This window comes from Paenibacillus mellifer, assembly GCF_023195895.1.
GTDB classification, from domain to species: domain Bacteria; phylum Bacillota; class Bacilli; order Paenibacillales; family Paenibacillaceae; genus Fontibacillus; species Fontibacillus mellifer.
In genome coordinates this window covers 82,499-109,450 of sequence record NZ_JALPRK010000008.1, presented here as the reverse complement: position 1 = coordinate 109,450, position 26,952 = coordinate 82,499, and the positions used below count along the sequence as shown (strand labels likewise).

The window sequence follows — 26,952 nt, the reverse complement described above, 5'->3', positions numbered from 1 at the left end:
AATCATACACCTATCCTCGTATATGAAGCGGAGCTCGGACATCTGGAGCAATCAGCCCGGCTCTTTGACGAATATCGCTTATTTTATGAACAAGCCTCGGATCTGGATGGAGCCCGGCAGTTTTTGGAGGAACGGTTGAGCCGGCGCGAATCCGTCGTTTTCTTGGCAGTCGATCCGCTCAACGGGAAGGCAGTTGGGTTTACGCAGCTGTATCCCTCCTTTTCCTCCATTTCAATGAAACGAGTTTGGATTTTAAACGATTTATACGTTCAGGAGGAATATCGGAACCAAGGCGCGGCTAAGCTGATGCTGGAAGCCGCGAAATCGCATGCCCTGCGGACGAATGCCAAAGGCCTAGAATTGTCAACGGCCATGAACAATGCGCGGGCCCAGCGATTGTATGAACAAAATGGATACGAGCGGGATACGGAGTTTTACCATTACTTTTTAAGCTTATAGTCCGAGAAGGAGTTGTCGCATGACCAAAGTGCTTGTAGTAGATGATGAAGCGAGCATCTCCGGGGCGGTGTCCTACGCATTGCGACGGGAAGGGTACACGGTAGAAACGGCGGCGGATGGGGAAGAGGCGTTGGGCCGGGTCGATTCGTTCCGACCGGAGGTCATGGTGCTTGATGTCATGATGCCCAAGCTAAGCGGATACGAGGTATGCCGCAGACTGGAAGTCCGGCCGCAGCGGCCGGCGATTTTGTTGTTGACGGTCAAGAACGACATCGTCGACAAAGTACTGGGCCTGGAGCTTGGGGCGGACGACTACATGACCAAGCCGTTTGACATGCGGGAGCTTGTCGCCCGGGTCAAAGCGTTGTCGCGGCGCGGCCTACGAACTAGCCCGGAAATTACCGGCGAAGAGCGGGAACCCGTCCGCCTAGGGGGATTAACGATTAACCTGCTCAACCGAACCGTTCACGCCGGCGATGCGTGGATTGACCTGACGCCGAAAGAATTCGATTTGCTGGCCCTCCTGGCCGAACATCCTGGGCGGGTGTATTCTCGGGAAGCGCTGTTGGAGCAAGTGTGGGACATGGACTTCGCCGGCGGCACGCGAACGGTCGATATGCATGTGCAGCGACTGCGCAAGAAGCTGGGTCAGTGGAGCGATGTGATACAAACCGTGTACGGCATTGGCTACAAAGGCGCGGAGCAACAGCCATGAAGCGGCGGACTTGGCGATTTGGCCTCAAAGGGAAGGCGGCGGCGCTTCTCGCCATTCTGCTTGCGGCCGTCATCGCTGTTCTTAGTGTCCTGGTGTTGGCCGGTATCCGGGAGGATCAACGCCAGCGTCTGGAACAAACGCTGGCTGCGGAGGCAGAGGCCGCGAATCTCCGCGTCCGTCAGGAGGCACTGACGAGCGGTTTGCTCGCTCCGGATGCATTCATGGAACAAAGCGGCCAAGGACTTGCCGTCGATTTAAGTGCGGAAAGCGGGCTTCCTGTAACGTTGTATCAAGCAGACGGGTCGCTTGCGGGGACCTCGCTTCCCTTTCAGCCCAAGGCGGATGTCCAGGATGCGCTGGCTTATACAGCACAAGGACAGTCGGTTTATATCACGGTAGGAGACCAACTGCTGTATCTTGCGCCGTTGTATATGGCTGATCAGCAGCCGGTGGGAACCGTTCAATTTCATGTGTCCCTCACCGAACAACACGCTTTCTACGAAAGAATCCAGCGTTTGTTCTGGCTCGTTGGCGTGGCGGTGCTGGTTGGGGGATTTCTGCTAGGCTATCTCTACGTATGGCGCCAAGCACACGTGATCACGCGGCTAAACCGCGCCGCAACGCGGATTGGGGAAGGAGATTACCTTCGCGAGCCAACTGTCCATCGGAAGGATGAGCTTGGGGAGCTGGCGCAAGGGATTTATGAGATGAGTGGAAAAATAGCCACGACCCATGCCCAGCTGACCGATGAGAAAAGCAAACTGCTCGAGGCGGTTACCCGTTTACAGGAGCTGGAGCAACAGCAGAAGCTGTTCATCGGGAACATCAGCCACGAACTGAAAACACCGTTAACCTCGATCCTCGCCTACGCCGATTTGTTGGACATGTATCGAGATGATCCGGCGCTCCTGGAGGAGGCGGCCACACATATTGGTATGGAAGCGGAGCGATTATACGCGCTTGTGGAGAAATCGTTAAAGCTTTCTTCGATGGACGTCTACGAGTTTGAGACACATGCCTCCTCCGTTGACCTGAAGCCATTGCTGGAGGAAGCGGCGGCACGCCTGCAAGCCAAAGCGGAAAAGCAAGGCATCGAGCTAATGACCACCCTGCAGGACGGTAAGGTCTGGGCCGATTCAGATAACGTGATGCATATGGTGATGAATCTCTTGGATAACGGGGTGAAATACAATAAACCGGGCGGCAAAGTGTTTCTATCCAACGAAGCGATCCTTGAACCGGGCGGTCCTGGCCGGATGCAGATCACGGTGAGGGATACCGGAATCGGCATCCCTCGGGAGGCGTGGCCCCAGCTCTTTGATCCGTTTTATACCGTCAGCAGCGACAGATCCAGAGCCCATGGCGGGACAGGCTTAGGCTTGTCGTTGGTTCGAAGCCTTGCGGAGAAGCAGCGTGGCTCGGTGAACCTGACAGCGTCTGGACCCGAGGGGTCGACGTTTGTACTCGAATTGCCACTCGAGCGTCCTGATCCTCAAGACGGCGGCTAATTCAGCCGGTTTCAGCCCAGACTTGAACTAAGTCCAGGCTTTTTGGCATGTCGTCGGTGCAGGTCATCTGCACTTTTACATTTAGCGACGCCGTTACAGGAACGTTACAAGTCGGATATTTTTACGTGATAACTCTTTTCTATACTTAGGTCAACAGGGGAAACCGAAAGGCTTCGGAGCTCCTGTGGCACTAACGCGGGAGGTACCTGTGATGAATCACCATACTGGGAAATACGGGTTCAAGCTGCTGGCGGCAGCCCTCTTGTCCATCACGGTGTCGGCGTGTCAATCGCAGCCGGGAGACCGGCTGACGGTCGTGGACCCTGGTGACACTCACCGAACCGGGCAACAGCAGCCTGTACGAGATGGAGCGGATGGAGCTGACGGCAAAAGGCAGTTGACCGTCGTGCGAATGCCGACGGAGCAAGCTGGCCGGCAGGTCGACGTCGCTGGGACCCATAAGATTGAATCCGCGAGAATTCAATCCTGGCTTTCAGAGGATGAGGTCCAAATCGAAACGATTCGGCTCGTCAAAGCCGGGACGGAGACAGAGGAACCTCAATATGAGTACACGACCTCGATCATGAACCTGCTGAACGGTCAAATACGCGAACCCACGGGAGAGGAGGGACAGCAGATGGACGGCTATATGTTCGTGAAAGAGACCAAGTCTCCTGACGGGGAGTACAGTTTTATTCAGAAGTGGAAAGACAAATACACAGCCGACAATTACGTGAAGGATCACAGGACGGGGGAAATGACTCAAATCCTCGGGGATAATTACCTGGAGCTCGGCGGCTGGCTCAACGCGGATACGTTTGTTTTAGCTGCCGGTTCGATGAATGGGCGTGGAGAGATCCGGAAAATCTCTGCGGCGGATGGGAAAGTGACGACACTTCCGCTGGAGGACCCCGATGTGGATGTATTCACGCAGTTTGGCGTTAGTCACGGCAGAATCTATTATACCGACAACCATCAGGTGTTGAAGGTGTTGGATCCCGGACAAACGAAGCCGGTCAGTTTAATTCGCGACGTATGGAATTTCCAGCTTTCGCCGAACAGCCAATATATCTCGGTATCCACGGTTACTCAATCGGGAGCATTTCAGGGCAGCGAATTGCTGATCTACGACTCCGCCGGCACTCTTCAGGGCACGCTCATCGGCAAAGGCGACTTGATCTCTTACGTAACTTGGTCCCCCGACTCCGACAAGCTGGCGTTTGATGTGTACACCGAAAAACAACCGGGTATGAACGGGGTTTATCTTTTCGATACCCAATCGGGTCAAGTCTCGCCGCTCGCACCTTATTATGCGCCCACTGAGCCGCTACCGCATCCGACTTTCCCACTAAGCTGGAGTCCGTCAGGCCATCGGTTGGGGATTACGGTGGATGATTCGAACTCGCAACTCGTCACTCAGGTTATCGATTTTATATTTAATTAAGAGGAGAGATATCAACGTTATGAAAAACAATATGAAAAAATCAATCTTAGCTTTCGCAGTAGTAGGTATGACGCTTACCGGGGCAGCCGGAGTTTATGCCGGAACCCAAATGCAGAAGATCAACGCCTATCTGAACCATCAAATTAGCATTCAAGTCGATGGCAAAACCTATGCTCCGGTTGACGGGAAAGGGCAGCCTTTGGCACCGATCAGCTACAACGGTACGACGTATTTGCCTGTACGGGCATTGGCGGAGGTGTTGAAGGTGCCGGTCAATTATGATGGTGACCGCCAATTGGTGCAAATCGGTAGCAAGACGGCGGATATCTCTAAAAGTAATGTGGTGTTAACCGAAGTGAACTATACGAAAGCTCAACTGGAGGATGTCGCCAAAGCGTTCGCCAAATTCGAGACCTTTGAAGCGCCTTATGCACCGCAGCAAATGGCCAAAGGAGACGCTTTTAAGATGGTGGGCGCTTCGGATGACGGCGTTAATCTGATCTTTAATCATATGACGGTCACGGTGTCCCCTCGGGATTATGCTTATGAATACGAAGGTAAAACGATCACGTTGTCGAACGGGGTTCAAGCCAAATGGTACACGCCATCCGATACGCCGATGTTGTCTTTCAAACAGGATGACCGTTTCGTTACGCTGAGCTCGCCGGATGGCAAAACAAGTCAGGCGGAGCTGGAGAAGGTCGCCGCCAGTGTTGCGAAGTTGAAATAAGAGATAAAAGCACGAAGGTATGAAAAAGAATACCCAATGATGGAATCTTGGGAGGTCTGTCGGAGCAGGAATATATCCTGCTTCGACAGGCTTCTTTCGATTTACGAAAGTAAACGTAAATCGGCATTTACTTCCATCTCTGTTCTGGCCTAATATGGAGGTATATTCGGTCGGAGGCATCGTTTTGCATGTGACCGAACATACCGGGAATCATCTGAGACAAATCATCGATCGAGTGCAAGCGGCAACCAGGGAGAAATTTCCCTTTGTCCAAAACGGGTTAAACGAAGCGTATTTACAGCGCCAAATCAAGGAGGGAGAGCGGGATGAGCAGATGGATTGAAGAATTAGAACGGTTGCTGGCGGAGCTTTCAAGCACGGTCAGCGGTATGGACGAGGCACAGTTTGTCAATAAGCCATCGCCGCAGAAGTGGTCGAAGCTGGAGATCCTCGGACACTTGTGTGATTCGGCAGCCAATAACCATGTGCGGTTTACGCGGATCCTGACGACGGATGAGCCGATCACTGTTGAGGGATACGTGCAGGATGAATGGGTGAAGCGTCACGGCTATCAGCATCATTATAGCCGGGAGGAGCTGCACTTGTTATGGAATCAACTTAACGGAATGATTCTAAACGTATTGCGGAGTGCTGTCGCATCGGATTGGGCGAAACGGTGCTTCCTCAGCGACGGTACCTCGCTAACGCTCGACGAATTGCTTGAAGATTACGTCCGGCATGCGGAGCATCATCTCGGACAAATCCGCGAAATTCGTTAAGGGAATAAACTAGGAATATCCCTATGATTTTCTCGTCTCCTTGTTTATATTAGTTACACAACCATGAAGAAGAAAAGAGAGGAATTTCGTGATGCCTGATAACTTAACGAACGGGGAAACAGCTTACGGGCAACGCCGGTTATCGCTGCGGGCCGACTGCGACAATTGCTTTGGCTTGTGCTGTGCCGCTCTGCCCTTCGCCGCATCGGTGGACTTCGCCGCGGACAAAGCGGCAGGACAACCCTGCGGACATCTGCGGGAGGATTTCCGCTGCGGAATGCACAGCCGTCTGCGGGAGGGAGGATACCGAGGGTGTACCGTTTACGATTGCTTTGGCGCAGGGCAACAGGTTTCACAGGTGACTTTCGCCGGGGTGAGTTGGCGTCAAGCACCGGGATCTGCTAAGCCGATGTTCGAAATCTTCCCGGTGATGTGGCAACTGCACGAAATGCTCTGGTACCTGGACGAAGCGTTAAGTTTACCCCAGGTGAACGATTTGCATGATCGACTGCGAATCGCCTATGACGAGACGGAACGGCTGACTTACGCGGATGTGGACGGCTTGATCGGCTGCGACCCGGCCGCTCATCGCGCGAAAGTCAACGAGCTGCTGCTGGAGGTGAGCGATCGCGTCCGCACCGAAGCGCTCCGGCAGGCCCGTTCTGCGCCTGGACGCCGCAGCAACTTTGGACGGGGCGAAGACTTGATTGGCGCCAAGCTCCGGGGTGCCGATTTGCGAGGCGCCCTCTTAAGAGGCGCCTATCTGATCGCCGCCGATTTGCGGGGAGCGGACCTCCGCGGGGCCGACGTGATCGGCGCGGATTTGCGGGATGCCGATTTAAGGGGGGCCGATCTGTCACAGAGCCTGTTCTTGACTCAGGCTCAGGTCAACGCCGCCAAAGGGGACGCCGCCACCAAGCTGCCTCCTCTCCTCAAGCGGCCCTCCCATTGGGAAGGGGCTTCGGGGAGGAAAGAGGCTTGATGAACGATTATCGGGAAAGAGTGGGCGAGGTCTGCAAGTTTATCGATGCGCACTTGGATCACAAGCTCAGCTTGGATCAATTAGCCGAGTTGTCCCACTTCTCCAAGTATCATTTCTCGCGAATTTTTGCCTCGGTGACGGGGGATACGCCTTTTGCGTATATCACCAAGCAGCGGTTAGCCCGAGCGGCCGGTTGTTTGCTGGAAACCGACAAATCCGTACTGGAAATAGCCTTGTTATGCGGCTTCGAGTCCGCCTCGAACTTCAATGCGGCATTCAAGAAGCATTTTGGCCAAACACCAACCGGAATGCGCGAGCAAACACGGCAGGACCGCAATATTTCGTTATCGGACCGCAATCCCGGGGAAGCCGGTCAAACGCCAACCCTTTATGATCAAACTGTAAAACACAGTTTCTTGAGGAGGGTTTGGCAAATGCAAGCAACCATTGAAGAGCTTCCTTTGTTGGAAGTAGCGTACGTGAGGCATGTCGGCAGTTATCTGGAAACCTATCGGGCTTGGGCGCAGTTAGGGAAGTGGGCCGCCCAGCATCGGTTGTTTCCGCCGGAGCAATCCTTTATCGGCATTTCTTTGGACGATCCGGCGGTGACCGAGGAGGAGGAATGCCGGTACGATGCCTGCGTAACCGTACCGAATACGCTAAGCCGAGCGGATGCCCCGCAGGAGATCCGGTTCCAGACGCTACCCGGAGGACTATATGCCAAGTTTTATTTTTACGATACGCCGGATAAACTTGCGCTTCTGTACCAGAGCATATTCGGAAACTGGCTGCCGGACAGCGCTTATGACCCGGACGACCGGTACTGCCTGGAGTTCAGCATGAACGATCCGGCGCAGGATCCGCAAGGGAAGGCCAAGGTGGATTTATACATTCCGATCAGAACAAGGACGTGAAAGGGGAGGGTTTCTTGAATCCAATCAGCAATCAAATCGGGACGGTGTTTCTCCCGGTCAGCGACATAGAGCGGGCCCGTGACTGGTACTGCGGCTTGTTCGGTCTGGCTGCCGATGGAGAAATTCTGCACGGACATTTGTACGTGCTGCCGATGCAGGGAACAAGCCTGGTTCTGGACAGCAAAATCTATGCCAAAGAAACCACGTTTCGCGTTCCGGCATTTCATTTCAACGCTGGGAACATTGCGGAAGCCTATGCTTTCATGAAGGAGCAGAACGTGGAATTGATTACGGGGATCGAGCATGATCACTGGTTTAATTTCAAGGACCCCGACGGGAATGTGCTGATGGTGTGTCAGTGTTAGGTGACATTCTTCGATAGCAGAGAACGCAACAGGAGGAACCCATGATTTACACACATATTTTATTCGACGCAGACGATACGTTATACGATTACCCTAAGGCGGAAAACCATGCCTTGAACCGGACGCTCACGGAGGCAGGCATCGCCTGCACCGGCGAGGTGATGAGGGCCTATCAGGCGATTAATCAGCAGTTGTGGCGCGATCTTGAGCAGGGCCTTGTAACGCAGGCCGCTCTGCGGACGGAACGATTCTCCAGGCTGTTTCAAGAGCTCGGCTTAACTCCCTGCTTCCAGGTGGAGGAGATCAGCGAGCGTTATTTGGGACAACTCGGGCAAGGCATTTTTTTGATCGACGGCGCTTATGAGCTCTGCCGCGATTTGAACGAAGCCGGTGTTCACCTTGCGATCCTCACGAACGGCATCAAGAAGGTGCAGACGAGCCGAATTGCCGGCTCTGAATTGGCGGAGATGTTCGAAGCCGTCATCGTGTCCGAGGACACGGGGTATCAGAAGCCGCATCCGGGGATTTTCGACTATGCTTTTGATATATTGGGACTTCGTTCAACGGACAAAAGCCGGGTGTTAATCGTGGGAGATTCGCTGACCTCCGACATGAAAGGCGGCTTCAATTACGGCATCGACACCTGCTGGTTTAACCCGTTTCGCCGCCCAAATACGCTGGACCTGCAAACGACATATGAGATTCACCGATTGGAGGAAGTAAAGGAGCTGACCGGTGTTAGGAACGGAGAATCGCGATAGGTTGTCCGTAATGATCGATAACGGTGAAGTATTAGGAAATCCAAAGCGCGAGCTGCAAGGGCATATCCCCTTTGTTGCCGCGTTTTTTTATGCACGGAACCGGCTTTAAGCGGTTTTCGGGGCTGCATAAAAGCGTGGGGAGCATGATGCATGGAAGACAATTACTTGGGAAATAATAGCTCCGTTCCGAACGGAGGAGGGTTCAAATGGATATGGGGGGCAAGCAATCGGATAAAATCCTGGATTGGTTGCAGGAAAAGTTAAGAAAGCACTCGGATATGGTGTACCGGGAAGTGAAGCACGGGGAAACTCAGGTCCGAATTCTTTACTTGAATAGCTTAATCGACGAAAAATCCATCCATGAAAAGATCATTCAACCGCTTTACGCATTGGGAGATGAGCAGGCTTACCGCGGCTACGTTCGATTTCTTCCCGTTTCTCGACCTCTGTCGGATGATCGGCAAACCATAATGAACGGCATCCTATTCGGATTCGCCTTTCTAATGTTGGGCAGCGATGAGCTCTTTTTGCTGGACGTCCATCACGTTCAGAATAAAACAATCCATAAAGCTACGATCGAAACCGTAATTCAAGGGCCGCAAAACGCTCTCAGCGAGGATATAGCAATCAATGTCGGTTTGATCCGCGCGCGTTACCGCCAGGTATCTCTGCGTTTCGAGCAGGAAACCGCCGGAAAGCTGTCGCAAACCGGAATCGGCATGTTGTATGATGAGAATTTGGTTAACCCCCAAGTGCTGGAAAACGTTAAAAAAGCGATTCAGGGGGTGAAGGTCGAAGTATTGCAGGGGGCAGGACAGCTGCAAAAGCACTTGACGAAGAAAAAAAGATCGCTGTTTCCCATTATGATGATTACGGAACGCCCGGACCGGGTCGCATTCAATCTATCACAGGGAAAGGTCGTTATGCTCATTCAAGGAACGCCTTTTGCTCTGATCGCTCCCTCCACATTCTATGATTTCTTCTCCTCGATGGAGGACATATATCAGTCGTATTGGATCAAGAAAAGTCTGATTGTCATCCGCTATCTCGGCTTGTTCATCAGTGTCCTGCTTCCTTCTATGTATGTTGCGTTAACGGCCTACAATCCGGAGGTATTCCGGGTGCAACTGGCCCTTTCGATCGCAGGAAGCCGCATCGGTGTTCCTTTTCCTGCCTTTGTGGAGGTGCTGTTTATGCTCTTGATGATGGAATTACTTACGGAAGCCAGCGTTAGGCTTCCCAAAACAATCGGATCCACAGCGGCGACGGTCGGCGGTCTGATACTGGGGCAAGCGGCGACGGAAGCGGGTCTTGTATCCAACATCATGATTATTATCGTGGCGGCGGTGGCGATCGCCAACTTCGTCATTCCTATTACGGCCATGGGTTTTGCCATGAGATTCGTCAAGTACGGGATATTTGCCTGTACCGTAGCATTCGGTGTGATAGGGATGATTCTGGGAATGACAGGGCTGATTATTTATCTGGTTCACTTGGATAGTTTTGGAGAGCCGTATTTCAAAATGTATTATGCGCCGACACCGGAAGAGATCCCTAGAAAGCCCAAAGGGGGAGATTGATGTGAACCGACACTTCATATCTCTTGTGCTATTGAACATGCTGGTCAATTCTCTGGTGTACGTGCCCTCGATACTGATACGGGACCGTTTCGATGGCGCGGTAATGGGTATTTTGCTGGCTACTCTATTAGGTTCTATTATGATGGCGGTATTCACCTTTGCTCTGAAGAACCATCCCAACAAAGGACTACCAGAGTTGTTGAAGCGATTTCCGGGCTGGCTCAAATTTGCTTTCTTGTCCGCGTTTGGCGGGATTTGGTTTTTAGCCGGGGCCATGACACTGCTGGGGATCAATGACATTGCCCAGCGGTACATAAATCCGGAAATGTCCGAACCCCGGTTGATCGCCCTTTTTTGCACGGTGATTATCCTATCCGTCGCTTACCTGAACACCCATAAGGTGTTGTATTTGCTGGAGATCATTCTGATCCTCAATATCCCGGTCTTGCTCATCGTCCTATACTTGGCCTATACAGGCGATAACATCAGTTGGTATTCGATATTTGAGGTTGCGTCCCGTGCCGGGAATATTCCAAGTTGGAGCGACTTGTCGGCCGGCTCATACGTTTTTGCGGGCTACGCCAACATGGCGATCTTTCAGCGGGTGTTTCCCGAAAAAATACGCCTTAGCGGCTTATGGCCCGTACCTTTGATGGGTTGTACCGTGTTACTAACGGTTTTTTTCATACCTATCGCCTTTCACGGAACGGACGGCGTTGGGGATTTGACATTTCCCTGGGTCACGACCGTGGATTCGCTGCGAATGGAACTGGCACCGATCGAAAGGGTAACGACGATTGCGCTGATTAATTACATCATCTTATCCGTCGTTTCGATTATTGTTCATTGGCATATCTCTATTGAATTACTGCGGGGATCGGTATCTTGGAGGCCGCGGAGAGTCGGGATCCGGAACGTGTTTCGGTGGGGAGTCTTATTGGCTTTTGGCGTTGCAGTATGGCTGACCGAAAACTGGATGCAAGAGTTGGACATCTTGAAGTTTGGCGAAGCCTGGCTGAATCTGCGTCTGCCCGCAGAAATTTTGCTTGTAGCCGTCCTATTGATTTTGGCAAGGAGGAGAACCGAATGACCCGCATCTGTCGACAATGGATGTTCGCTTGCCTCCTCGTCGGTTTAGTTGTAACGTTAAGTTCTTGCGGTTATAAAGATATCGACAAACGCTTTTTTGTGGTCAGTATGGGTATCGATCATAACGCCGAGGCGGAAGAAGACTCGCCCCGTTATAACGTGCTGCTTAAATTGGCTATCCCTCAAGCCGATGTCAAAGCAGGTCAGGAGGAATTTATTCTCCTTGGAGAAAAGTCCGATTCGATCACGAATGCCGTCCGCAAAATCAAAGCGAAAGTGGATAAAGAGCTGGATTTCAGCCATACAAAGGTAATCCTATTCGGGGAGGACGTCGTCAAAGAAGGAGACGTGAACCGTTTGCTTGATTGGTTTATGCGTAGGCGGGATATCCAGAAAATAGCATGGGTTGGCGTGGCCAGGCCCAATGCGGAGAAAGTGCTGCAGCTCAAGCCGAAATCGGAACGGCTGCCTTCCAATGCCTTGTTTTTATCATTCGGCCAATCTGGAACGGAGTCTGCCTTCATTGTTTCCGATTATTTGTTTAGCTTTCGCAAGCGTTTGACTGAAAGAGGACTGGACCCGGTGCTCCCTATTATCGAAGCCGAAGACAACGAATTATTACAGATCGATAAGTCCGTCTTCATGAACAAGGACAAGAGCTTGGGCTTGCTGAACCCGGAGGAAACAAAATTGTTGAACCTCATCACCAATCGTACGGAAAAAGCGGATCTTGAAGTGAAGACGACCGGAACCCAAAAGTTCTATATATCAATAAACAAAGCGAAGACCAAATATAAAATCAAAATTCCGCGGGATTCCGAGCCATATGCCGAAGTGAATATCAAATTGGTTGGGACGATCGAGGAATCGTCAGAGGATATTGACCCGGCTGATACGAAGCAGTTAAAGGAAGAAGCGGAGAAGAGGTACATGAAAAAGGCGGAAGCTTTGCTATCCAAGCTGCAAGCCCGTGGAGCCGACCCCGTCGGTTTCGGGCTGATCTATCGCGGAACCCATTCAAATTCAGACGATTGGCGGCAGTGGGAAGAGCTATATCCCCGTCTGACATTCAAAGTGAAGATCGAAGTGAGGATCCAGGGATTCGGCGGACTTCGATGACCCAAACGTGCAAAGATGAGGTATAATAGAAAAACCAACGCATGACCCGGCCCCAGGAAGAAACGATCGGAGGCCGGGCATTTTTTTATCTAGAAGGAGCCTGCCCGCACGATAGAAGGATAAGCGGCTCCGCATATTTGTCCCGCAGGGGTATCATAGCCCTGGATATTTATCTCCGGGACACATGAGGAAGGTAATTCGCGAAACCAAGGAGGGGTTCAGCGTGGACGTTCATCTCGCGGAAATTTTACCGTCTCAAAAGTCGCTGTTCTTTCATTTGTTTAATTTGTACTTGCATGATTTGTCGGCTTTCACCGGCGAGGAGCCGGGCGAGGACGGGAGATTCGATCTGGCGAACACGTACCTTTATCTGGAGCGGGAAGAACTGCATCCTTATTTTATTTATTGTTCGGGAAAGGTAGCCGGATTCATTCTGGTTTGCGCACCGCCGTTTGTGCCCGAGGATATCGATTTTACGGTGCAGGAGATGTTCGTGCTGCATAAATATCGCGGGCGAAAAACGGCGGAAACGGCCGTATCCGAAATCTTGCGGCGCCTTTCGGGCCGGATCCGGGTGGAGCAGTTGCAGAATAACGCCGTTGCCGTTGCATTCTGGAAGAAGATTTACCGGCAGCACGGTATTCCATTCGTCGAGTCGATCGAAAGCGTGGAAATCGAGGGGCTGCCCGGTCTCCACGACGTTCTGGCACAAACCTTTTCGTTGTAAGGCATTTTTTATCTAGGGGGAGAAACATGGCACATCTTTTTCATGCGGACCGCGTTACGTATCACCTGAAGCAATCGCCCATTCCGGAGTTTGCTTGGCACACCAGCGAACGTTTGGCGGAGCTGACCGGCTCCAAGCACTTGACGTTCGATATCCGATCGTTGGATCCGGGGAAGTACTCCTATCCTTATCATTTTCACCGCAATGCCGAGGAAATCTTCGTCATTCTGGAGGGGAGCGCGTTGCTTCGAACACCGGAAGGGCATCAGGAATTACTGGCCGGGGACATCGCATTCTTCGAAATGGGACCCTCAGGGGCACACCAGCTGTTTAATCATACGGAACAACCGTGCAAGTACCTGGATATTCGTACGAATATGGGACTGGATGTCTGCGAGTATCCGGACTCGGGGAAAATTAATGTTTTGCCTTATCAGGAAATTTACGAAAGCTCCAGCCAAGTGGATTATTTCAAGGGCGAGGGCCAGGTTGCCGACAAGTGGGCGGCGAAGGAGCGCGGGAAAGAGAATGAGTAGCCGATCGCATCTTCGTTTTTATGCCGAGGAGGATTTCGAAGCGCTCCAACGATTTGAGCTCCCTTCCGAGCAGGTCGTGTTTACGGCGCTGCCGGACGAGGCTTTGGAAGCGGCGGCCCAGGATCCAAACCGATATCCGGTGGTCATCCTGTCGGTGGAAGGGGAAGCGGTCGGATTCTTCGTACTGCACCTGAACGCGGAAATCACGTCGTTGGTCGACAATCCTCGGGCCATTATCTTACGGGCTTTATCGGTCGACTTCAGGCAACAGGGAAAAGGGTACGCCAAAGCGGCAATGCTGCAGCTTCCCGCCTTCGTGGGGGAGTATTTCCCGGAAGTCGATGAAATCGTGCTGGCCGTAAACGCACGGAACTTTGCCGCGCAACGGCTATACCTTCAAATCGGATTTGAAGACCGCGGCTTAACCCGAATGGGACCAATGGGAATGCAACATATTTATCATTTCAAGGTGGAGAGAACCGGATGATTGAAATTAGAGAAATCAGGGAGGACGACGCCGAGCGTTTTTTGCGTCTTTGCTTGCGGTTGGATCAGGAAACGAAATTTATGCTTTATGAACCCGGGGAACGGACCACGACGGTAGAGGCGCAGCGGGACCGGATTCAATCGATCCTGACCGAAGGCCGATCCACGATTCTGGTGGCGGAGGATCAGGGAGAGTTCGTAGGTTATTTGGCCGTTTTCGGCGGGAACGCCAACAAAACGAAGCATGTCGGTTACCTCGTCGTCGGCATCGTTGAAGCCCATACCGGAAAGGGCCTTGGGACTTCCTTGTTCGAGGCGGCCGAGGCGTGGCGTTCGCAAACCGGACTCACGAAGTTCGAATTGACGGTGATGGTCCCGAACGAACGGGCCGTTGCACTTTATAAGAAAATGGGTTTTGAAGTGGAAGGCGTCAAACGAAATTCCATCCGAATGGATGGGAAATACGTCGATGAATATTATATGGGCAAAATTTTCCCAGCCTAACCCTTAAGGAGACGGGACTGGAGGTCAAGGTGCACGGGATCGTGGCTGTTAATGAGTTCGTACATAGGGAGAAAGAGGAGCATGTGATATTGCTTACCTTCCGGGCGGAAATTGCCGGAGGCGAGCTGGAGATCACCCGTCCGGACGAGATTTTAAACATCGCTTGGGTGGAATTGAATCGCGCTGATGCGCTCATGCCGTACTACCCGGAAGGGATTAGCTCTATCGTGGCCAAAGGTGCGGAGGTCACGTACTTCGACGAGGGGCGGATATGAGCAAGGCTACGATGGACAGTTTGCCGGCCCATCGTAGCCTCGACCCGCCAGTCTCTAGCTAGGCATCCAGCGATGCGGCCTTCCGCCGGCTGAAGCGCAGCCGGATCACGAGAAACAATAGCGTGACCAGCAGCGGGTAGAGCATGGCCCAACCCGTGAACGGAAATACGGCGGCCGTGGCCGCAAACGAGATCCAACTGAGGACGACGCCGGCACGGCTGCCTTTCAAGAGCCGGATCCCGGCTGCGCAGCCGCCCATGTACGTCAGAATAAAGGTCGCGTTCGGGAACTGGATCAACGTGCTTAGGGATACGGCCCCGATTCCGTATAGCAGCATGACCGCGGCAAAGCAGAACATGAGGAACAAGAGCGACCCGGTTGGCGTATGAAACCGCGGGGATAACCCGTTCCACCATTTTGGTGCATTTCCCTCGCGGGACATGGCGTAAGCGACCCGGGCAGCAGCACCGGTATAGGCGATGATCGCAGCCATGCAAATGAACAGCCCGGTAACCCCGGCGACGATGCCCCCCCAGGAACCCAACGGCTGGCTGATAATCCAGACCATGGAGGAGTCCGATCCGCCCTTCAAGTAACTTTGCGTGCCGACCGTGGCTAACGCCGTCAGAAAATATAAGATTCCTACGATAATCGCGGCGGCGGTCACTCCTTTGATCGCCGCCTTTTGCGGATCCTTAAACTCCTCGGACATGTGCGATACCGCCTCCCAGCCGATGAAACACCAGAACAGCATGGAAGCTGCTTGACCGACGCTGAGCCAGCCGTGCGGCATAAACGGGGTGAAATGGACGCTTTCCATCCGCGGCAGCGCGGCCCCGAAAGCGAAGATCAGAACGGAGGCGATCGCGATGACGACGGCGATCTGGATTTTGCCGGCAAGCTGCATGCCGATCCAGTTCGTCAACAGCCCGGCGGCCAGCATCGCGGCGGCCACGCCCAGCTTGGCCCCTTCGCCCCAACCGAGCGCTGCGGTCAAATATCCGGCGCCGGTTAATGCGGCGACCGGCGCGCCGATCGGCACCGACATCAGGAAGAACCAGCCGACGAGCGTCCCGGCCTTCTCTCCATAAGCCAAGGTTACGAAATGGGATACGCCCCCGGCATTCGGATATTTGGCCGACAGGAGTCCCATCGACAACGCCATAGGCAAGATCAGCATCGTCATGAACCCCCACGCGAGCAAGGAGGCCGGTCCGGCCATCTCCGCCGCCAGCCCCGGCACGATCAAGACGCCGGAGCCCAGTACGGCGCCGATGTATAATGCGATGGCCTGCGGCAGGCCAATCCCTTTTTGGAGTTTGCTGCTTGTTTCCTTCATGGAGCGATTCCTGCTTTCATTGTGTTTTTTTCTAGCGTATCAGATAATAGATCCATAGGAAAAACAGAATTATCGAATTTTATCCATTTGAATTTCCGATGGAAGAAAGGTGTACTTATGGAGTCCCGTCATTTGTTTACGTTTTTGGTGGTGGTCGAAGCCGGCAGCTTTACCCGGGCCGCGCAACAGCTTGATTATGCGCAATCCAGCGTCACGGCGCAAATTCAGGCGCTGGAAGCGGAAATCGGCTTGCCGTTGTTCGATCGAATCGGCAGGAGGATCGTTTTGACTGACGCGGGGCGGCGGTTGCTGCCCTACGCCCAAGAAATCGCCAAGATCCACGAGATGGCCAAAAACGCGCTGCACCCGGAAGCCGAAATGGCCGGCTCTCTGAAGATCGGCGCACCGGAATCGCTGGCCGCGTTCCGGTTGCCGGAGGTCATCCGTCAATACAGGCAGCGTTATCCCCAGGTACAGATCGTGCTAAAGCCGGGTCAATGCTGGGAATTACGGGATTTCGTGCGTTCGGGAGAGCTGGATGTGGCCTTCTTGCTGCAGCCGGAGGTGGAGGACCGGGATTTGCACATCGAAACGCTCATCCATGAGCCGATGGCTCTGGTTGCTCCGGCCGATCATCCGTTAAGCGGGGAGCCGGAGGTCGTTCCGGCCCAACTGAAGGATCAGACGATCCTGCATACCGAAAGCGGCTGCTCTTATCGAACCTTGTTTGAGCATTACTTGAACAGCCACGGCGTTTTTCCCGATCCGAACTTGGAGTTCTGGAGCATCGAAGCGATCAAACAGTGTGTGATGTCCGGGTTGGGAATTTCCTTCTTGCCGCTGATCACCGTCCGCAGCGAACTTGCGGAAGGCAAACTGGTGAAGCTGAACTGGAACGACGCATCCCAGCGAGTCGCGACGCAGTTGGCCTTGCACCGCAAGAAATGGCGCTCCCCCGCTTTGGATCAATTCGTCACGATGGTTCAGGAACAAGCGGAGCGATGGCGTGAAGCCGCCCTCTGAAATGGGAAATGAGCCGAATGAGGATAGATCACGGCGCTGCCGTATCGCTTTGGCGATACGGCTTTTTTCGTAAAACATTGGGAGGTTTGACGTGTAGCGCAACGTGATGTATATTTATATCACAACGTGATATAAAACGGCGCGATATATGGAGGAAGGAACATGAATTTCGAGAGCGCGAAAAAGCGGTTCGTTCCGATGAGCGAAACGATGTTTTACATCCTGCTATCTCTCCAGCAAGAGCGGCACGGGTACGGCATCATGCAGCATGTCAAGGAGATCACGAACGATCGCATCGTTCTTGGTGCGGGTACGATTTATCAAAGCCTTGGCAAGCTTGAAAAGGACGGACTAATCGTGCCGACCCGGGAGGCGGACCGGAAGAAATTTTATGCAAGCACGGAGCTGGGCAAACAGATCTTGATGGAAGAAGCTAGGCGAATCCAAGAGCTTCATCATAATGTGGAGGGATTGATATGAGCGAAAACAGGGTCGAATTATTATCTGCATTTCGTTATGTGGTTCCGGCTCAGTATGAGCAGTGGTTCGAGGGATTGGCAGCTGAGGGTTGGCATCCAATTAAGGTGGGGCAATGGAGTTCCATGGCCATGCGCTTCGTCAAGGGAACCCCGGAAAGATACCGTTACGTCGTTGATTTGCAGGCAGTCCCTCAGAAAGGTTATAAGCAGATCTACGAGGAGTTTGGCTGGGAATACGTCGGCCGCATGTCTAACCTATATGTGTGGCGCAAACCTTATGCGGATGAGCGACCTGAGTCGTTCAGCGACGCGGAAAACTTGCGGGCCAGAAATCAGCGATTCGTTTGGGCAATCTCGTTCTCGTTGATCGTCGTTGCTATCGTGGCCACCCTTTTGACGGGTTGGATCGTCTCTCACGCGTGGGATAAAGGCCAAACGATTCCATATGCGGTTGGGGCCGCTTTGGGTTGGGGCTTCGCAATTTATCTCGGCTGGGTCATGCGGAAAATCAAGCGGAGCGTGCGCAACGGGACTATGTGAGAATGACATATTTTAGCTTGAAATAGCCAATACTCCCTATAGTTTCTATATTTATCAGGGAGGCGTGCATGTGGGCAAGGCGGGCGAAAAAGGGATCTCGACGTTTCATTTAACGATGCTGGCACTGGGGACCGTGGTCGGCGGTTCGTTTTTTCTCGGATCGGGCGTGGCGATCAAAGCCGCCGGTCCCAGTATCTTGTTTTCGTACATCCTGGGTGGTTTGCTGGTCTACGTGATTCTCTATGCCTTATCGGAGATGACGGCAGCCGATCCGGTGCCCGGTTCGTTCCGCACTTATGCCGAACGCAGCTTTGGCCGGGGCGTCGGATTTATCACCGGCTGGGTGTATTGGGTCGGCTTGATTCTGGCGATGTCCAGCGAATCGATTGCTGCGTCGACCTTTCTTCGGGAGTGGTTTCCGAACTTCCCGGAGATTGCCATGGGCATGCTCATTATTGTGGGGATCACGCTGCTTAATTTGCTTGGCGCCGACTACCTGAGCAAGCTTGAAAGCGGTCTGGCGGCGGTCAAGTTGCTGGCGATCGTCGGGTTTATCGTGATCGGACTGGCTCTGATCGCAGGCTGGGTTCCCGGGACTCCGGCCGCAAGCGCGGGTGAACTGCGAGGCGTAGCATGGTTTCCCGGCGGATTTGCGGGGATTGCCGGAAGTATGCTGATCGTAATTTTCACCTACGCCGGATTTGAGGTGATCGGTTTGGCCGCTTCCGAGGTCGAGAACCCGAAGAAGACGATTCCCCGGGCCATTAATATGACCTTGGTCAGCTTGGTGGCTCTTTATATCGCCGCCATCGCCGTGATTCTCATGTTGTATCCGACGCAGGGGATGATCGCGGACCAAAGCCCGCTGGTATTGGCCCTGACCCGTTGGGGGATGGGATGGGCCGGGATGTTGATCAATATCGTGATGATCACGGCGATTCTGTCCACCATGCTGGCCTCGACGTTTGGTCTTGCCCGGATGCTGCGTTCGCTGGCGGCGGAAGGCCACGCTCCCGCATGGATGAAAGATCGGCAGGATATCCCGTACAAGGGCATCCTGTTCTCCGGCGCCGCGATGCTGTTCGGCCTGGCCATGGGTTACTTGCTTCCTCAGCAGGTTTACCTCTTCCTGGTCAGCTGCGGCGGTTTTTCGCTGTTGTTCTCCTACTTTATCATCCTGGCCTCCCACTATCGCTGGCGGCGTACGACGCCTTGCTCTCCTGAAGCGGCCTGTCAGCTTCCGGGTTATCCTTATACGTCTTGGGCCGGTCTCATCGGTATGGTCGGAATCATCGTGAGCATGCCCTTCATTTCCGGACAGGGAACGGGACTGGTGGTCGGGTTCAGTCTGGTTGCGCTGCTCGCCGGGATCTACTGGGTGAAAGAGAGATGGGCCCGAGGAACGGTGCGGTCCGCGCAACCACGGATCGCCGCGCCGCTAATGGAAGCGGCGGAGGAGATTACGGGGAGTCGCGAAGCACGGGAGGATGTTGGCGAAACGCCGGACTCGACCGCCAAGCCCAAATAGTAAATCGGACATAAGTACCCTTCCAATTTCGAATGACCTACACCGATCTTTGTCGGGGAAGGTCTTTTTTATTGATTTCAGCATCGCTTCTTTTGTTCCGGACCCCTGCATAGTAGAATGGGATAAAATGCCGGAAAGGAGTGGATCAGAAGCGGAAGCGCTGCAGCCTGACGACTTTACCGGGTATCGTTTCCTGTCGGCCGTACAACTCTCGCCGAACGGGAGCTATGCCGCATATGGTGTGAAAACCAGCAATCCAGAGAGACAATTCAATGATCCGATCCTGCATGGTAAATACGTTGCAGTTCCGCAGCCGCTCAACTTCGTGAACAAGGACGGCGTGGAGATTGACGGCTGGGCATTGTTGCCGAAGGATTATGAGGCGGGGCGAACCTATCCGGCGATCCTGAACATTCACGGCGGACCGAAAACCGCATACGGAACCGTGTTTTTCCATGAAATGCAGCTATGGGCGAGTGAAGGATACTTCGTGTTATACAGCAATCCGCGGGGCGGGGATGGACGCGGGGACGATTTTGCTGATATTCGCGGCCGTTACGGCACGATCGATTACGATGACCTGATGGAATTCACCGATCGGGCTTTGGCGGCTTACCCCGCGATCGACCCGCAGCGGCTGGGCGTTACCGGCGGCAGCTACGGCGGGTTCATGACGAACTGGATCATCGGTCATACGCAGCGGTTTGCCGCCGCCGTCTCGCAGCGCTCCATCTCCAATTGGATCTCGATGTGCTGTACCACCGATATCGGCTATTATTTCGCCATGGATCAAACCGCTTCGACGCCATGGGACGGAGTGGAGCGCATGTGGGAACAGTCTCCGCTGAAGTATGCAGACCGCGTGCAGACCCCAACCTTGTTTCTCCATTCCGACGAAGATTTCCGGTGCTGGCAGGCGGAGGCGCTGCAAATGTTTACCGCTTTGAAAATGCACGGCGTGGAGTCGCGGTTATGCCTGTTTAAAGGCGAAAACCACGAGTTGTCCCGCTCGGGCAAACCGGCGCACCGGATTCGCCGGCTGAAGGAGATTTCGGCGTGGTTTAAACGTTATTTGCAGCCGGCGACGTAACGAGGTTCTTCAGATTCTTCGGCCGGTTCGGGAGATTGGGCATGGAAGGAACCGGCCGATGGTGGTAAAGTAGACGGAGCATGTCTTCAGGAATTTTCTCCCCAGAAGGAGCCCGTAATCATGGAGTTGCCCGTACTTATCTTGCTTGGAGTCGTCGTCATATTAGCCGCCGGATTTACCCAAGGGCTGACGAGTTTTGGTTTTGCGCTGATCGCGACGCCGATCCTGGGGCAAATCATCCCGCTGCAGCAGACCGTGCCCATCGTCGTGATTTTGAGTTTATGCACCAATGGGATTGTATTCGCCGGCTGCTACAGGCACGCCGACATTCGTAAGATTTGGCTTCTGATCCTCTCCAGTCTGCTGGCGGCTCCGCTTGGAACGTATCTCTTGCTGTTTCTGAGCGGGGACACCTTGAAGCTGGTAACAGGCGTCCTCATTATCATCGTCGCAACGCTCCAGTTGGCGGGCAAATCGTTTCCGGTCAAGCGGGATAAGCTGGCTTACCTGCCGATCGGCGCGTTAAGCGGGCTGCTGAACGGAAGCATCTCGATGAGCGGGCCGCCGGTTGCCTTGTTCCTGTCGAACCAGGGCGTAGGCAAGGAGACGTTTCGGGCAAATATTTCGGTGTACGGGATCTTCCTTAACATCGTGACGATCTTGACCTACCTTTACGGCGGTTTGCTAACCCGGGAGACGCTCCATTATACGGCATGGTTCGTCCCGAGCATGCTGGTCGGCGTGTTCGTCGGCATTCGTGCGCTTAAGAAACTCGACGAGCAGCGGTTTAAGCGAATCGCCCTGTGGCTGATCCTCGGCTCCGGACTCTGGACGATCCTCGGGGTCGTGACGGGGTAGGCACGACCGTGATTCGGTCGGGCGATCCAGCATCCCCGTGGTTTATACGATTTTTTATACATAATGTGGTTTGCTAATCGTTCGCGATAAGGGGGATTGGCGTGATAAGGATCGAGCAGGCGGTTGAACGGGACATTGAGGAGGTTTAATGGATGGACAACTTAAGCGTTACATCCCTGGTTTGGCTGTTTCTCGTGTCGTTCGTCATCCATGACATGGAGGAGATTATCTGGGTGGGGCCTTGGGCGAAGCGGAATCGGCATAAGGTCGCGGTTGCAGTCCCGCCGCGCATGAAGCGTTCGTTGACGCAGATGCTTAACATCACCAGCAGTCAATTTGCCGTGGCCGTGCTGCTGGAATTTATCGTCTTTGTTCCGTTTACGCTGATGGCGGCGGAGCAGGGAAGGTTCTTTATTTTTCTATCGTTTAACACGTTATTCTTCTTGCATGTGTTCACCCACGTGGCCCAGTCGGTATATCTGAAAATGTACACGCCGGGCGTCGTCACCGCGGTCTTGATCGTGCTTCCTTATTCGCTTTTGCTGTTTCACCGGTTACTCTATGAAAACCTGGTTACCTGGGGAGAGATCCTGCTGAGCATTCCGGTTGGTCTGCTTGTCGTACCGTTGGTGCTGGTCGGCCACGAACTGGGCAAACGTTGGGTGAAATCTTAGCGGCAATCGTCTCTGTGAACTTCTTGCATACCTGTTATCTTCCCCGCCATATAGGCGGGTTTTTTTGTTGCCTGCCGAAGCGATAAAACTAGTTTACACAACCTGAGACTCTCCGTAACCTTTCTTACGAAAAAAACGCAAAAATAAACATTGGGGAAATATCCCAATTACAAAACTAGTTTAACATTTGGAATGGAAGTGGAGGAACAAGCAATGACCAATATGAATGACGTGGCGAAAGCTGCAGGAGTGTCCAAAAGCACGGTGTCGAATGTGTTTAGCGGGAAACGGGCGATAAGCGAAGCGGTCCGGCGAAAAGTATTGATATCGGCCGAGCAGATGAACTATCGGCCTAACTATTTTGCCCGCAGCATGGTGACCAAAGAGACGCGGATTATCGGCATAGTGATGGACAGCGAAAAAGTGAAATTCAGCCAATACAACATTTCGTTCATCAACGGGGTGTTGAAGGAATGCAACCGTCAGGGGTATCGTCTGTTGATCGACACGTTGGCCGACGATTATCGCCGGCAGGTGACGCAAATGACCTCGGAGCCGGTGGACGGGGAGATTATCCTCGACCCGATGGCGGTGGACACAAGAATCAAGGAAAGAATGGCAAACCGAAGGTTGATGACGATTATCGGCAAACCGCCTGCCCCTTTCGAAACGAAGCTGTGTTACGTCAACAACGATAACATTCAGGCGGCGGAGACGGCTGCCGACTATCTGCTGTCGCTGGGCCACCGGAATATCCTGTTCCTGAACGCGGTGAGGAAGCACACGGTCAGCCAGGACCGCAAAGCCGGATATCTTCAGGCATTCGCCAAAAGAGGATGGGAGCCGGACGGACGGCTTACGGTGTTTCGTGATGAGTCCGTTCCTTCGGTGGAGTATGGATACGTTACCGCTAAAAAATATTTGCAGGCCGATCCGACGCTTACCGCCGTAATAGCCGACACCGACCAGATCGCGCTGGGCGTGTACCGCGCAGCGGCCGAGCTTGGGCTGACGGTACCCGAAGACCTGTCGGTCATCGCGTTCAACAACAATACGGTGTATCCGAATGAATTCAACCCGCCTCTCACCTGCATCGAACTGAACGGGGAAGTCCTGGGCCAGGAAGCGGCTAAGCTGTTAATCGAACAACTGCAGGCCAAGGAGCCGCTGGTAAAGCAGGTGATTATTCAGAGCCGATTGGCGGAACGGGCCTCCTGCGCCCCGGTTCTCCGCTAGGTTCGGAGGAAGCAACGACGGTTTTCCCGCCTGGTCCCTTCGCATTAACCGGGGAGCAGCGTGAAAATACATAAAAGATCGATCAAGAGAGTGGAGGGAGATTGGTTTGCGGCAAAAGATTTCAGTTCTAGGGATGGCGCTGGTGCTTCTCGCGACTTTGTTGTCCGGCTGCTTCGGCGGCGGGGCACAGAACAGTAACGGCGAAGCGGAAAAACAATCGGAGGAGGCAGCCGCCCAAACGACGAGCACGACGGCCGTGTCGGCCGGAGCGACCGGTTTCAAAGAAGCGCCGATGCTGGCGGAACTGGTGGATGCGGGGAAGCTAAAGCCGGTAGGCGAACGATTGCCGGAGAAGGATGACGTCATGGTTGAACCGGTAGCGGAGGAAATCGGCAAATACGGAGGCGAGTGGCATTACCCCTGGAATGGTCCTGACGATAAGTGGGGGATCGGTATGGTCACCGAGGAAGCGATGTTCCGTTTTAAAGCGGACGGGTCCGGCGTGGAGCCGAACGTGGCGAAAGGCTACGACGTGAACGCCGAAGCCACCGAATACACCATTTATCTCCGCAAGGGGATGAAATGGTCGGACAGTGTACCGTTTACGGCGGACGACGTGGTGTTCTATTGGGAGCATATGCTGATTCCTGAAACCTTTGGGAAAGCGTTGTACGACTGCTACTATTCCGTAGATCCGGCGACGGGGGAAAAAGCCCGCGCAGAAGTCACCAAAGTGGACGACTACACGGTCAAAGTCACATTCAAGCATCCGAACGTAATGTTCCTGGAACGCCTGGCCATCGATAATAAGTGGTTTTTTGCGCCGGCGCACTATTACAAGACGATCCTTCCCGAATTCATCGGTGAGGAGAAGGCGCTGGAAAAGGCAAAGGAATACGGCTTCGAGGACTTGAAAAACTTCGGGGTCTGGACCGGTTATTACTATTGGCTTTACCCGCAACGCCCGACGCTGCGCCCATGGGTCGCCACGAATGACATGAACAGCGATCGATTTATTATGGAGCGCAACCCGTATTATTTCAAAACGGATACCGAGGGCAACCAACTGCCTTACATCGACCGCATTGTATTGACCAAGATGCAGGACAAGAGCCATAAGCTGTTAGAGACGATGTCCGGTAACGTCGAGGCTTCGACCTTTGATTTTACTGACTTTACGGTGTTGAAGGAAAATGAACAAAAGGGTGGCTACCGCGTCATACCTTGGACGACGCCAAGCTGGTCGAGCACGGGCGTGCAGCTCAACCAAACGACGAAGGATCCGAAACTTCGCAAGCTGTTCCAGGATATCCGGTTCCGTGAAGCGCTGTCGGTTGCCGTGGATCGTAAGGAAGTGTCCGAAATCATCACGAACGGCCTCGGCGAGCCAAGTCAGGCTTCAGTACCGGCAGGCTTGCCAAACGAGCAGCCGGGCTGGTCGCAGCAGTGGACGGAGTATGACACCAACCGCGCCGCAGGACTGCTCGACGAAATCGGCTTGAAATGGGATGCGCAGAAGAAATTCCGCACCTTTGAGGATGGCTCCGATCTCACGTTAACCATCTATCAAGAAGATACGGCGGATAACGAGAAATTCATCGAGCTGGTCCGCAAATATTACGAGGCGATTGGCCTGAAAACCGACGTCAAGATCGTTGATCAAGGAAGCTTCTTCGACTTGAAATACGCAAACGAAATTCCGGTGACGGTTAAAACGGTTACGGTTGTAAACGTCGCTTACCGTCCGGACGAACTCGTGCCGCTGCGGGTCATTACGCCTTGGTTCGGACATTACGGCCTGTATACATCGTCGCAAGGCAAGGAAGGCGTAAAGCCGGAGGGAGACGTCGCCAGGATCTTGGAATTTTGGGATAAAGTCAAAGCGTCCAAGACCAAGGAAGAAGTGCAGAAGTGGACGGACGAGATCATCAAGCTTCATCAGAAGAATCAGTGGGTCATCGGTTATACGGCGCCAACGCCTGTGTTGGTGGTGGCAAAAAACAATCTGAAAAATGTGCCGCAGCTAGTGTTCTCCGACGAATTCCGCGGTTTGGGACACGCGCATCCGGCGCAATTCTTCCTCGAGTAACCGACAAGCATTTGTTCAATGCCCGGAGGGGCCCGGCATTTGGAGCCTGATGAAACACTCGCCCTTAGCCGGGCTCTCCTTATGGGTATTTACAGCGATTGACCGAAAGGAGCCAATGCTTAATGGTACGATACATAACACGCCGAACGCTGGTGATGATCCCTGTGGCGCTCGTCGTCTCCATGATCGTGTTTTTCATCATTCAACTTCCGCCAGGTGACTTCATCAGCGGGTATGCCGCCAAGATGTCCACCAGCGGGGAGATTATGGACGCCCAGGCACTGGCTCAGCTGCGCGAAGCTTACGGCCTGGACCAACCTTGGTACGCCCAGTATTTTACCTGGATCACGGGCATTCTCACCGAAGGCGACTTCGGTTACTCCCTTAGTTATAACCGACCGGTTGCCGACATTATCGGGCAGTATATGGGCATTACGCTGCTAGTTTCCATCTTTACGATGCTGTTTACGTACATCATTGCGATTCCGATTGGTGTGCTAAGCGCGGTCAAGCAATACTCCTGGTTCGATTATTTGTCAACCGGGATTGGCTTTCTCGGCATGGCGACGCCGAATTTCCTGTTCGCCATCCTTTTGATGTTCCTGTCGTTTCGTTGGTGGGGCGACCCGATGCTTGGCCTGTTCTCCCCGGAGTTCGCAGAAGCACCGTGGACCTATGCCAAGTGGCTGGATTTGCTAAAGCATATGATCATTCCGGTCATCGTGATCGGAACTTCCAATACATGCGAGCTGATTCGTGTTATGCGCGGTCAGATGCTCGATGAAATGACGAAACCTCATATTGTTACAGCCCGAGCCAAGGGATTGCCGGAATGGCGTATTCTGGTGAAGTACTCGATCCGCGCGGCGATCAACCCGGTGATCAGTACCATCGGCTGGTCGCTGACAACGATATTCACCGGATCGACGATCACCGCGATCGTGCTGAACCTGCCGACCCAAGGGCCGGTAATGCACAAGGCGCTGCTGAGCCAAGACATGTACTTGGCCGGTAGCTGGTTGCTGTTAATGGCGGTATTCACGCTGCTCGGAACATTGATTTCGGACATTTTGTTGGCTTTGCTAGATCCGCGGATCCGGCTGGAACGGAAGGGGGCCTAATG

Annotated in this window: 30 protein-coding genes; 29 read left to right on the top strand and 1 reads right to left on the bottom strand. The window is 53.5% G+C overall.

The window, feature by feature from the left end; all coding sequences use genetic code 11:
- The first annotated feature begins 12 nt into the window (after positions 1–12).
- From M0651_RS10980 to M0651_RS10890, 19 genes are all read left to right on the top strand, one after another.
- The gene (locus M0651_RS10980) at positions 13–459 is read left to right on the top strand and encodes a GNAT family N-acetyltransferase (RefSeq protein ID WP_248551868.1); all 447 of its coding nucleotides are present in this window, start codon (positions 13–15) and stop codon (positions 457–459) included.
- A gap of 19 nt (positions 460–478) precedes the next feature.
- Positions 479–1,174 (top strand): response regulator transcription factor, encoded by a 696-nt coding sequence (locus M0651_RS10975; RefSeq protein WP_248551791.1) that lies wholly within the window; start codon positions 479–481, stop codon positions 1,172–1,174.
- Positions 1,171–2,682: a sensor histidine kinase gene (locus M0651_RS10970; RefSeq protein ID WP_248551790.1), complete on the top strand. Its 1,512-nt coding sequence runs from the start codon at positions 1,171–1,173 to the stop codon at positions 2,680–2,682. The genes M0651_RS10975 and M0651_RS10970 overlap by 4 nt, the downstream gene beginning before the upstream one ends.
- Positions 2,683–2,893: 211 nt before the next feature.
- Positions 2,894–4,126: a WD40 repeat domain-containing protein gene (locus tag M0651_RS10965; RefSeq protein WP_248551789.1), complete on the top strand. Its 1,233-nt coding sequence runs from the start codon at positions 2,894–2,896 to the stop codon at positions 4,124–4,126.
- Positions 4,127–4,145: 19 nt separating this feature from the next.
- On the top strand, positions 4,146–4,856 hold the full coding sequence (locus M0651_RS10960; protein ID WP_248551788.1) for a stalk domain-containing protein: 711 nt from the start codon (positions 4,146–4,148) through the stop codon (positions 4,854–4,856).
- A gap of 184 nt (positions 4,857–5,040) precedes the next feature.
- A complete protein-coding gene (locus tag M0651_RS10955) occupies positions 5,041–5,199 on the top strand; it encodes a hypothetical protein (protein ID WP_248551787.1) in 159 nt (52 codons plus the stop codon).
- Positions 5,183–5,635 (top strand): DinB family protein, encoded by a 453-nt coding sequence (locus M0651_RS10950; RefSeq protein ID WP_248551786.1) that lies wholly within the window; start codon positions 5,183–5,185, stop codon positions 5,633–5,635. Before M0651_RS10955 ends, M0651_RS10950 begins: the two co-directional genes overlap by 17 nt.
- 91 nt (positions 5,636–5,726) lie before the next feature.
- Positions 5,727–6,617, top strand: a complete 891-nt coding sequence (locus M0651_RS10945; protein ID WP_248551785.1) for a pentapeptide repeat-containing protein — start codon at positions 5,727–5,729, stop codon at positions 6,615–6,617.
- Complete coding sequence (locus M0651_RS10940) at positions 6,617–7,531, top strand: AraC family transcriptional regulator (RefSeq protein WP_248551784.1); 915 nt, start codon at positions 6,617–6,619, stop codon at positions 7,529–7,531. Before M0651_RS10945 ends, M0651_RS10940 begins: the two co-directional genes overlap by 1 nt.
- A 14-nt stretch (positions 7,532–7,545) precedes the next feature.
- Positions 7,546–7,896 carry a VOC family protein gene (locus M0651_RS10935; RefSeq protein ID WP_248551783.1) on the top strand — a complete coding sequence of 117 codons (351 nt, stop codon included), beginning with the start codon at positions 7,546–7,548 and terminating at the stop codon, positions 7,894–7,896.
- A gap of 41 nt (positions 7,897–7,937) precedes the next feature.
- On the top strand, positions 7,938–8,657 hold the full coding sequence (locus M0651_RS10930) for a YjjG family noncanonical pyrimidine nucleotidase (RefSeq protein WP_248551782.1): 720 nt from the start codon (positions 7,938–7,940) through the stop codon (positions 8,655–8,657).
- 206 nt (positions 8,658–8,863) lie between these two features.
- Positions 8,864–10,237 (top strand): spore germination protein, encoded by a 1,374-nt coding sequence (locus tag M0651_RS10925; protein ID WP_248551781.1) that lies wholly within the window; start codon positions 8,864–8,866, stop codon positions 10,235–10,237.
- Between the two features lies 1 nt (position 10,238).
- Complete coding sequence (locus M0651_RS10920) at positions 10,239–11,327, top strand: hypothetical protein (protein ID WP_248551780.1); 1,089 nt, start codon at positions 10,239–10,241, stop codon at positions 11,325–11,327.
- A complete protein-coding gene (locus tag M0651_RS10915) occupies positions 11,324–12,445 on the top strand; it encodes a Ger(x)C family spore germination protein (protein ID WP_248551779.1) in 1,122 nt (373 codons plus the stop codon). Before M0651_RS10920 ends, M0651_RS10915 begins: the two co-directional genes overlap by 4 nt.
- A 223-nt stretch (positions 12,446–12,668) precedes the next feature.
- Positions 12,669–13,172, top strand: coding sequence for a GNAT family N-acetyltransferase (locus tag M0651_RS10910; protein WP_248551778.1), 504 nt, complete (start codon positions 12,669–12,671; stop codon positions 13,170–13,172).
- 26 nt (positions 13,173–13,198) lie between these two features.
- Positions 13,199–13,708, top strand: a complete 510-nt coding sequence (locus M0651_RS10905; RefSeq protein ID WP_248551777.1) for a cupin domain-containing protein — start codon at positions 13,199–13,201, stop codon at positions 13,706–13,708.
- Positions 13,701–14,195: a GNAT family N-acetyltransferase gene (locus tag M0651_RS10900; RefSeq protein WP_248551776.1), complete on the top strand. Its 495-nt coding sequence runs from the start codon at positions 13,701–13,703 to the stop codon at positions 14,193–14,195. Before M0651_RS10905 ends, M0651_RS10900 begins: the two co-directional genes overlap by 8 nt.
- Positions 14,192–14,698: a GNAT family N-acetyltransferase gene (locus M0651_RS10895; protein WP_248551775.1), complete on the top strand. Its 507-nt coding sequence runs from the start codon at positions 14,192–14,194 to the stop codon at positions 14,696–14,698. Before M0651_RS10900 ends, M0651_RS10895 begins: the two co-directional genes overlap by 4 nt.
- Positions 14,699–14,739: 41 nt before the next feature.
- Complete coding sequence (locus M0651_RS10890) at positions 14,740–14,973, top strand: hypothetical protein (RefSeq protein ID WP_248551774.1); 234 nt, start codon at positions 14,740–14,742, stop codon at positions 14,971–14,973.
- A gap of 58 nt (positions 14,974–15,031) precedes the next feature.
- Here M0651_RS10890 and M0651_RS10885 read toward each other — a convergent pair whose 3' ends face one another.
- The gene (locus tag M0651_RS10885; protein WP_248551773.1) at positions 15,032–16,312 is read right to left on the bottom strand and encodes an amino acid permease; all 1,281 of its coding nucleotides are present in this window, start codon (positions 16,310–16,312) and stop codon (positions 15,032–15,034) included.
- 117 nt (positions 16,313–16,429) lie between these two features.
- On the opposite strand from M0651_RS10885, the gene M0651_RS10880 reads away from it, so the two are divergent.
- From M0651_RS10880 to M0651_RS10835, 10 genes are all read left to right on the top strand, one after another.
- Positions 16,430–17,335, top strand: coding sequence for a LysR family transcriptional regulator (locus M0651_RS10880; RefSeq protein ID WP_248551772.1), 906 nt, complete (start codon positions 16,430–16,432; stop codon positions 17,333–17,335).
- Between the two features lie 162 nt (positions 17,336–17,497).
- Positions 17,498–17,815 carry a PadR family transcriptional regulator gene (locus M0651_RS10875; RefSeq protein WP_248551771.1) on the top strand — a complete coding sequence of 106 codons (318 nt, stop codon included), beginning with the start codon at positions 17,498–17,500 and terminating at the stop codon, positions 17,813–17,815.
- Complete coding sequence (locus M0651_RS10870; protein WP_248551770.1) at positions 17,812–18,354, top strand: DUF2812 domain-containing protein; 543 nt, start codon at positions 17,812–17,814, stop codon at positions 18,352–18,354. Before M0651_RS10875 ends, M0651_RS10870 begins: the two co-directional genes overlap by 4 nt.
- 70 nt (positions 18,355–18,424) lie before the next feature.
- A complete protein-coding gene (locus tag M0651_RS10865; protein ID WP_248551769.1) occupies positions 18,425–19,882 on the top strand; it encodes an amino acid permease in 1,458 nt (485 codons plus the stop codon).
- A 127-nt stretch (positions 19,883–20,009) separates the two neighbouring features.
- Positions 20,010–20,972: an alpha/beta hydrolase family protein gene (locus M0651_RS10860; protein ID WP_248551768.1), complete on the top strand. Its 963-nt coding sequence runs from the start codon at positions 20,010–20,012 to the stop codon at positions 20,970–20,972.
- 120 nt (positions 20,973–21,092) lie between these two features.
- On the top strand, positions 21,093–21,830 hold the full coding sequence (locus M0651_RS10855; RefSeq protein ID WP_248551767.1) for a sulfite exporter TauE/SafE family protein: 738 nt from the start codon (positions 21,093–21,095) through the stop codon (positions 21,828–21,830).
- Positions 21,831–21,982: 152 nt separating this feature from the next.
- Positions 21,983–22,504: an HXXEE domain-containing protein gene (locus M0651_RS10850; protein WP_248551766.1), complete on the top strand. Its 522-nt coding sequence runs from the start codon at positions 21,983–21,985 to the stop codon at positions 22,502–22,504.
- A 213-nt stretch (positions 22,505–22,717) separates the two neighbouring features.
- Complete coding sequence (locus tag M0651_RS10845; RefSeq protein ID WP_248551765.1) at positions 22,718–23,740, top strand: LacI family DNA-binding transcriptional regulator; 1,023 nt, start codon at positions 22,718–22,720, stop codon at positions 23,738–23,740.
- 106 nt (positions 23,741–23,846) lie between these two features.
- Positions 23,847–25,829 (top strand): ABC transporter substrate-binding protein, encoded by a 1,983-nt coding sequence (locus tag M0651_RS10840; RefSeq protein WP_248551764.1) that lies wholly within the window; start codon positions 23,847–23,849, stop codon positions 25,827–25,829.
- Positions 25,830–25,951: 122 nt separating this feature from the next.
- On the top strand, positions 25,952–26,950 hold the full coding sequence (locus M0651_RS10835) for an ABC transporter permease (RefSeq protein WP_248551763.1): 999 nt from the start codon (positions 25,952–25,954) through the stop codon (positions 26,948–26,950).
- Positions 26,951–26,952 lie beyond the last annotated feature (2 nt).

What these genes read in the sequence shown, in the direction of transcription:
- M0651_RS10975 (WP_248551791.1), top strand. Translation starts at nt 479, where the DNA reads ATGACCAAAGTGCTTGTAGTAGATGATGAAGCGAGCATCTCCGGGGCG.
- M0651_RS10970 (WP_248551790.1), top strand. Translation starts at nt 1,171, where the DNA reads ATGAAGCGGCGGACTTGGCGATTTGGCCTCAAAGGGAAGGCGGCGGCG.
- M0651_RS10965 (WP_248551789.1), top strand. Translation starts at nt 2,894, where the DNA reads ATGAATCACCATACTGGGAAATACGGGTTCAAGCTGCTGGCGGCAGCC.
- M0651_RS10960 (WP_248551788.1), top strand. Translation starts at nt 4,146, where the DNA reads ATGAAAAACAATATGAAAAAATCAATCTTAGCTTTCGCAGTAGTAGGT.
- M0651_RS10950 (WP_248551786.1), top strand. Translation starts at nt 5,183, where the DNA reads ATGAGCAGATGGATTGAAGAATTAGAACGGTTGCTGGCGGAGCTTTCA.
- M0651_RS10945 (WP_248551785.1), top strand. Translation starts at nt 5,727, where the DNA reads ATGCCTGATAACTTAACGAACGGGGAAACAGCTTACGGGCAACGCCGG.
- M0651_RS10940 (WP_248551784.1), top strand. Translation starts at nt 6,617, where the DNA reads ATGAACGATTATCGGGAAAGAGTGGGCGAGGTCTGCAAGTTTATCGAT.
- M0651_RS10930 (WP_248551782.1), top strand. Translation starts at nt 7,938, where the DNA reads ATGATTTACACACATATTTTATTCGACGCAGACGATACGTTATACGAT.
- M0651_RS10925 (WP_248551781.1), top strand. Translation starts at nt 8,864, where the DNA reads ATGGATATGGGGGGCAAGCAATCGGATAAAATCCTGGATTGGTTGCAG.
- M0651_RS10915 (WP_248551779.1), top strand. Translation starts at nt 11,324, where the DNA reads ATGACCCGCATCTGTCGACAATGGATGTTCGCTTGCCTCCTCGTCGGT.
- M0651_RS10905 (WP_248551777.1), top strand. Translation starts at nt 13,199, where the DNA reads ATGGCACATCTTTTTCATGCGGACCGCGTTACGTATCACCTGAAGCAA.
- M0651_RS10900 (WP_248551776.1), top strand. Translation starts at nt 13,701, where the DNA reads ATGAGTAGCCGATCGCATCTTCGTTTTTATGCCGAGGAGGATTTCGAA.
- M0651_RS10895 (WP_248551775.1), top strand. Translation starts at nt 14,192, where the DNA reads ATGATTGAAATTAGAGAAATCAGGGAGGACGACGCCGAGCGTTTTTTG.
- M0651_RS10885 (WP_248551773.1), bottom strand. Translation starts at nt 16,312, where the DNA reads ATGAAGGAAACAAGCAGCAAACTCCAAAAAGGGATTGGCCTGCCGCAG.
- M0651_RS10880 (WP_248551772.1), top strand. Translation starts at nt 16,430, where the DNA reads ATGGAGTCCCGTCATTTGTTTACGTTTTTGGTGGTGGTCGAAGCCGGC.
- M0651_RS10875 (WP_248551771.1), top strand. Translation starts at nt 17,498, where the DNA reads ATGAATTTCGAGAGCGCGAAAAAGCGGTTCGTTCCGATGAGCGAAACG.
- M0651_RS10870 (WP_248551770.1), top strand. Translation starts at nt 17,812, where the DNA reads ATGAGCGAAAACAGGGTCGAATTATTATCTGCATTTCGTTATGTGGTT.
- M0651_RS10860 (WP_248551768.1), top strand. Translation starts at nt 20,010, where the DNA reads ATGCCGGAAAGGAGTGGATCAGAAGCGGAAGCGCTGCAGCCTGACGAC.
- M0651_RS10855 (WP_248551767.1), top strand. Translation starts at nt 21,093, where the DNA reads ATGGAGTTGCCCGTACTTATCTTGCTTGGAGTCGTCGTCATATTAGCC.
- M0651_RS10850 (WP_248551766.1), top strand. Translation starts at nt 21,983, where the DNA reads ATGGACAACTTAAGCGTTACATCCCTGGTTTGGCTGTTTCTCGTGTCG.
- M0651_RS10845 (WP_248551765.1), top strand. Translation starts at nt 22,718, where the DNA reads ATGACCAATATGAATGACGTGGCGAAAGCTGCAGGAGTGTCCAAAAGC.
- M0651_RS10835 (WP_248551763.1), top strand. Translation starts at nt 25,952, where the DNA reads ATGGTACGATACATAACACGCCGAACGCTGGTGATGATCCCTGTGGCG.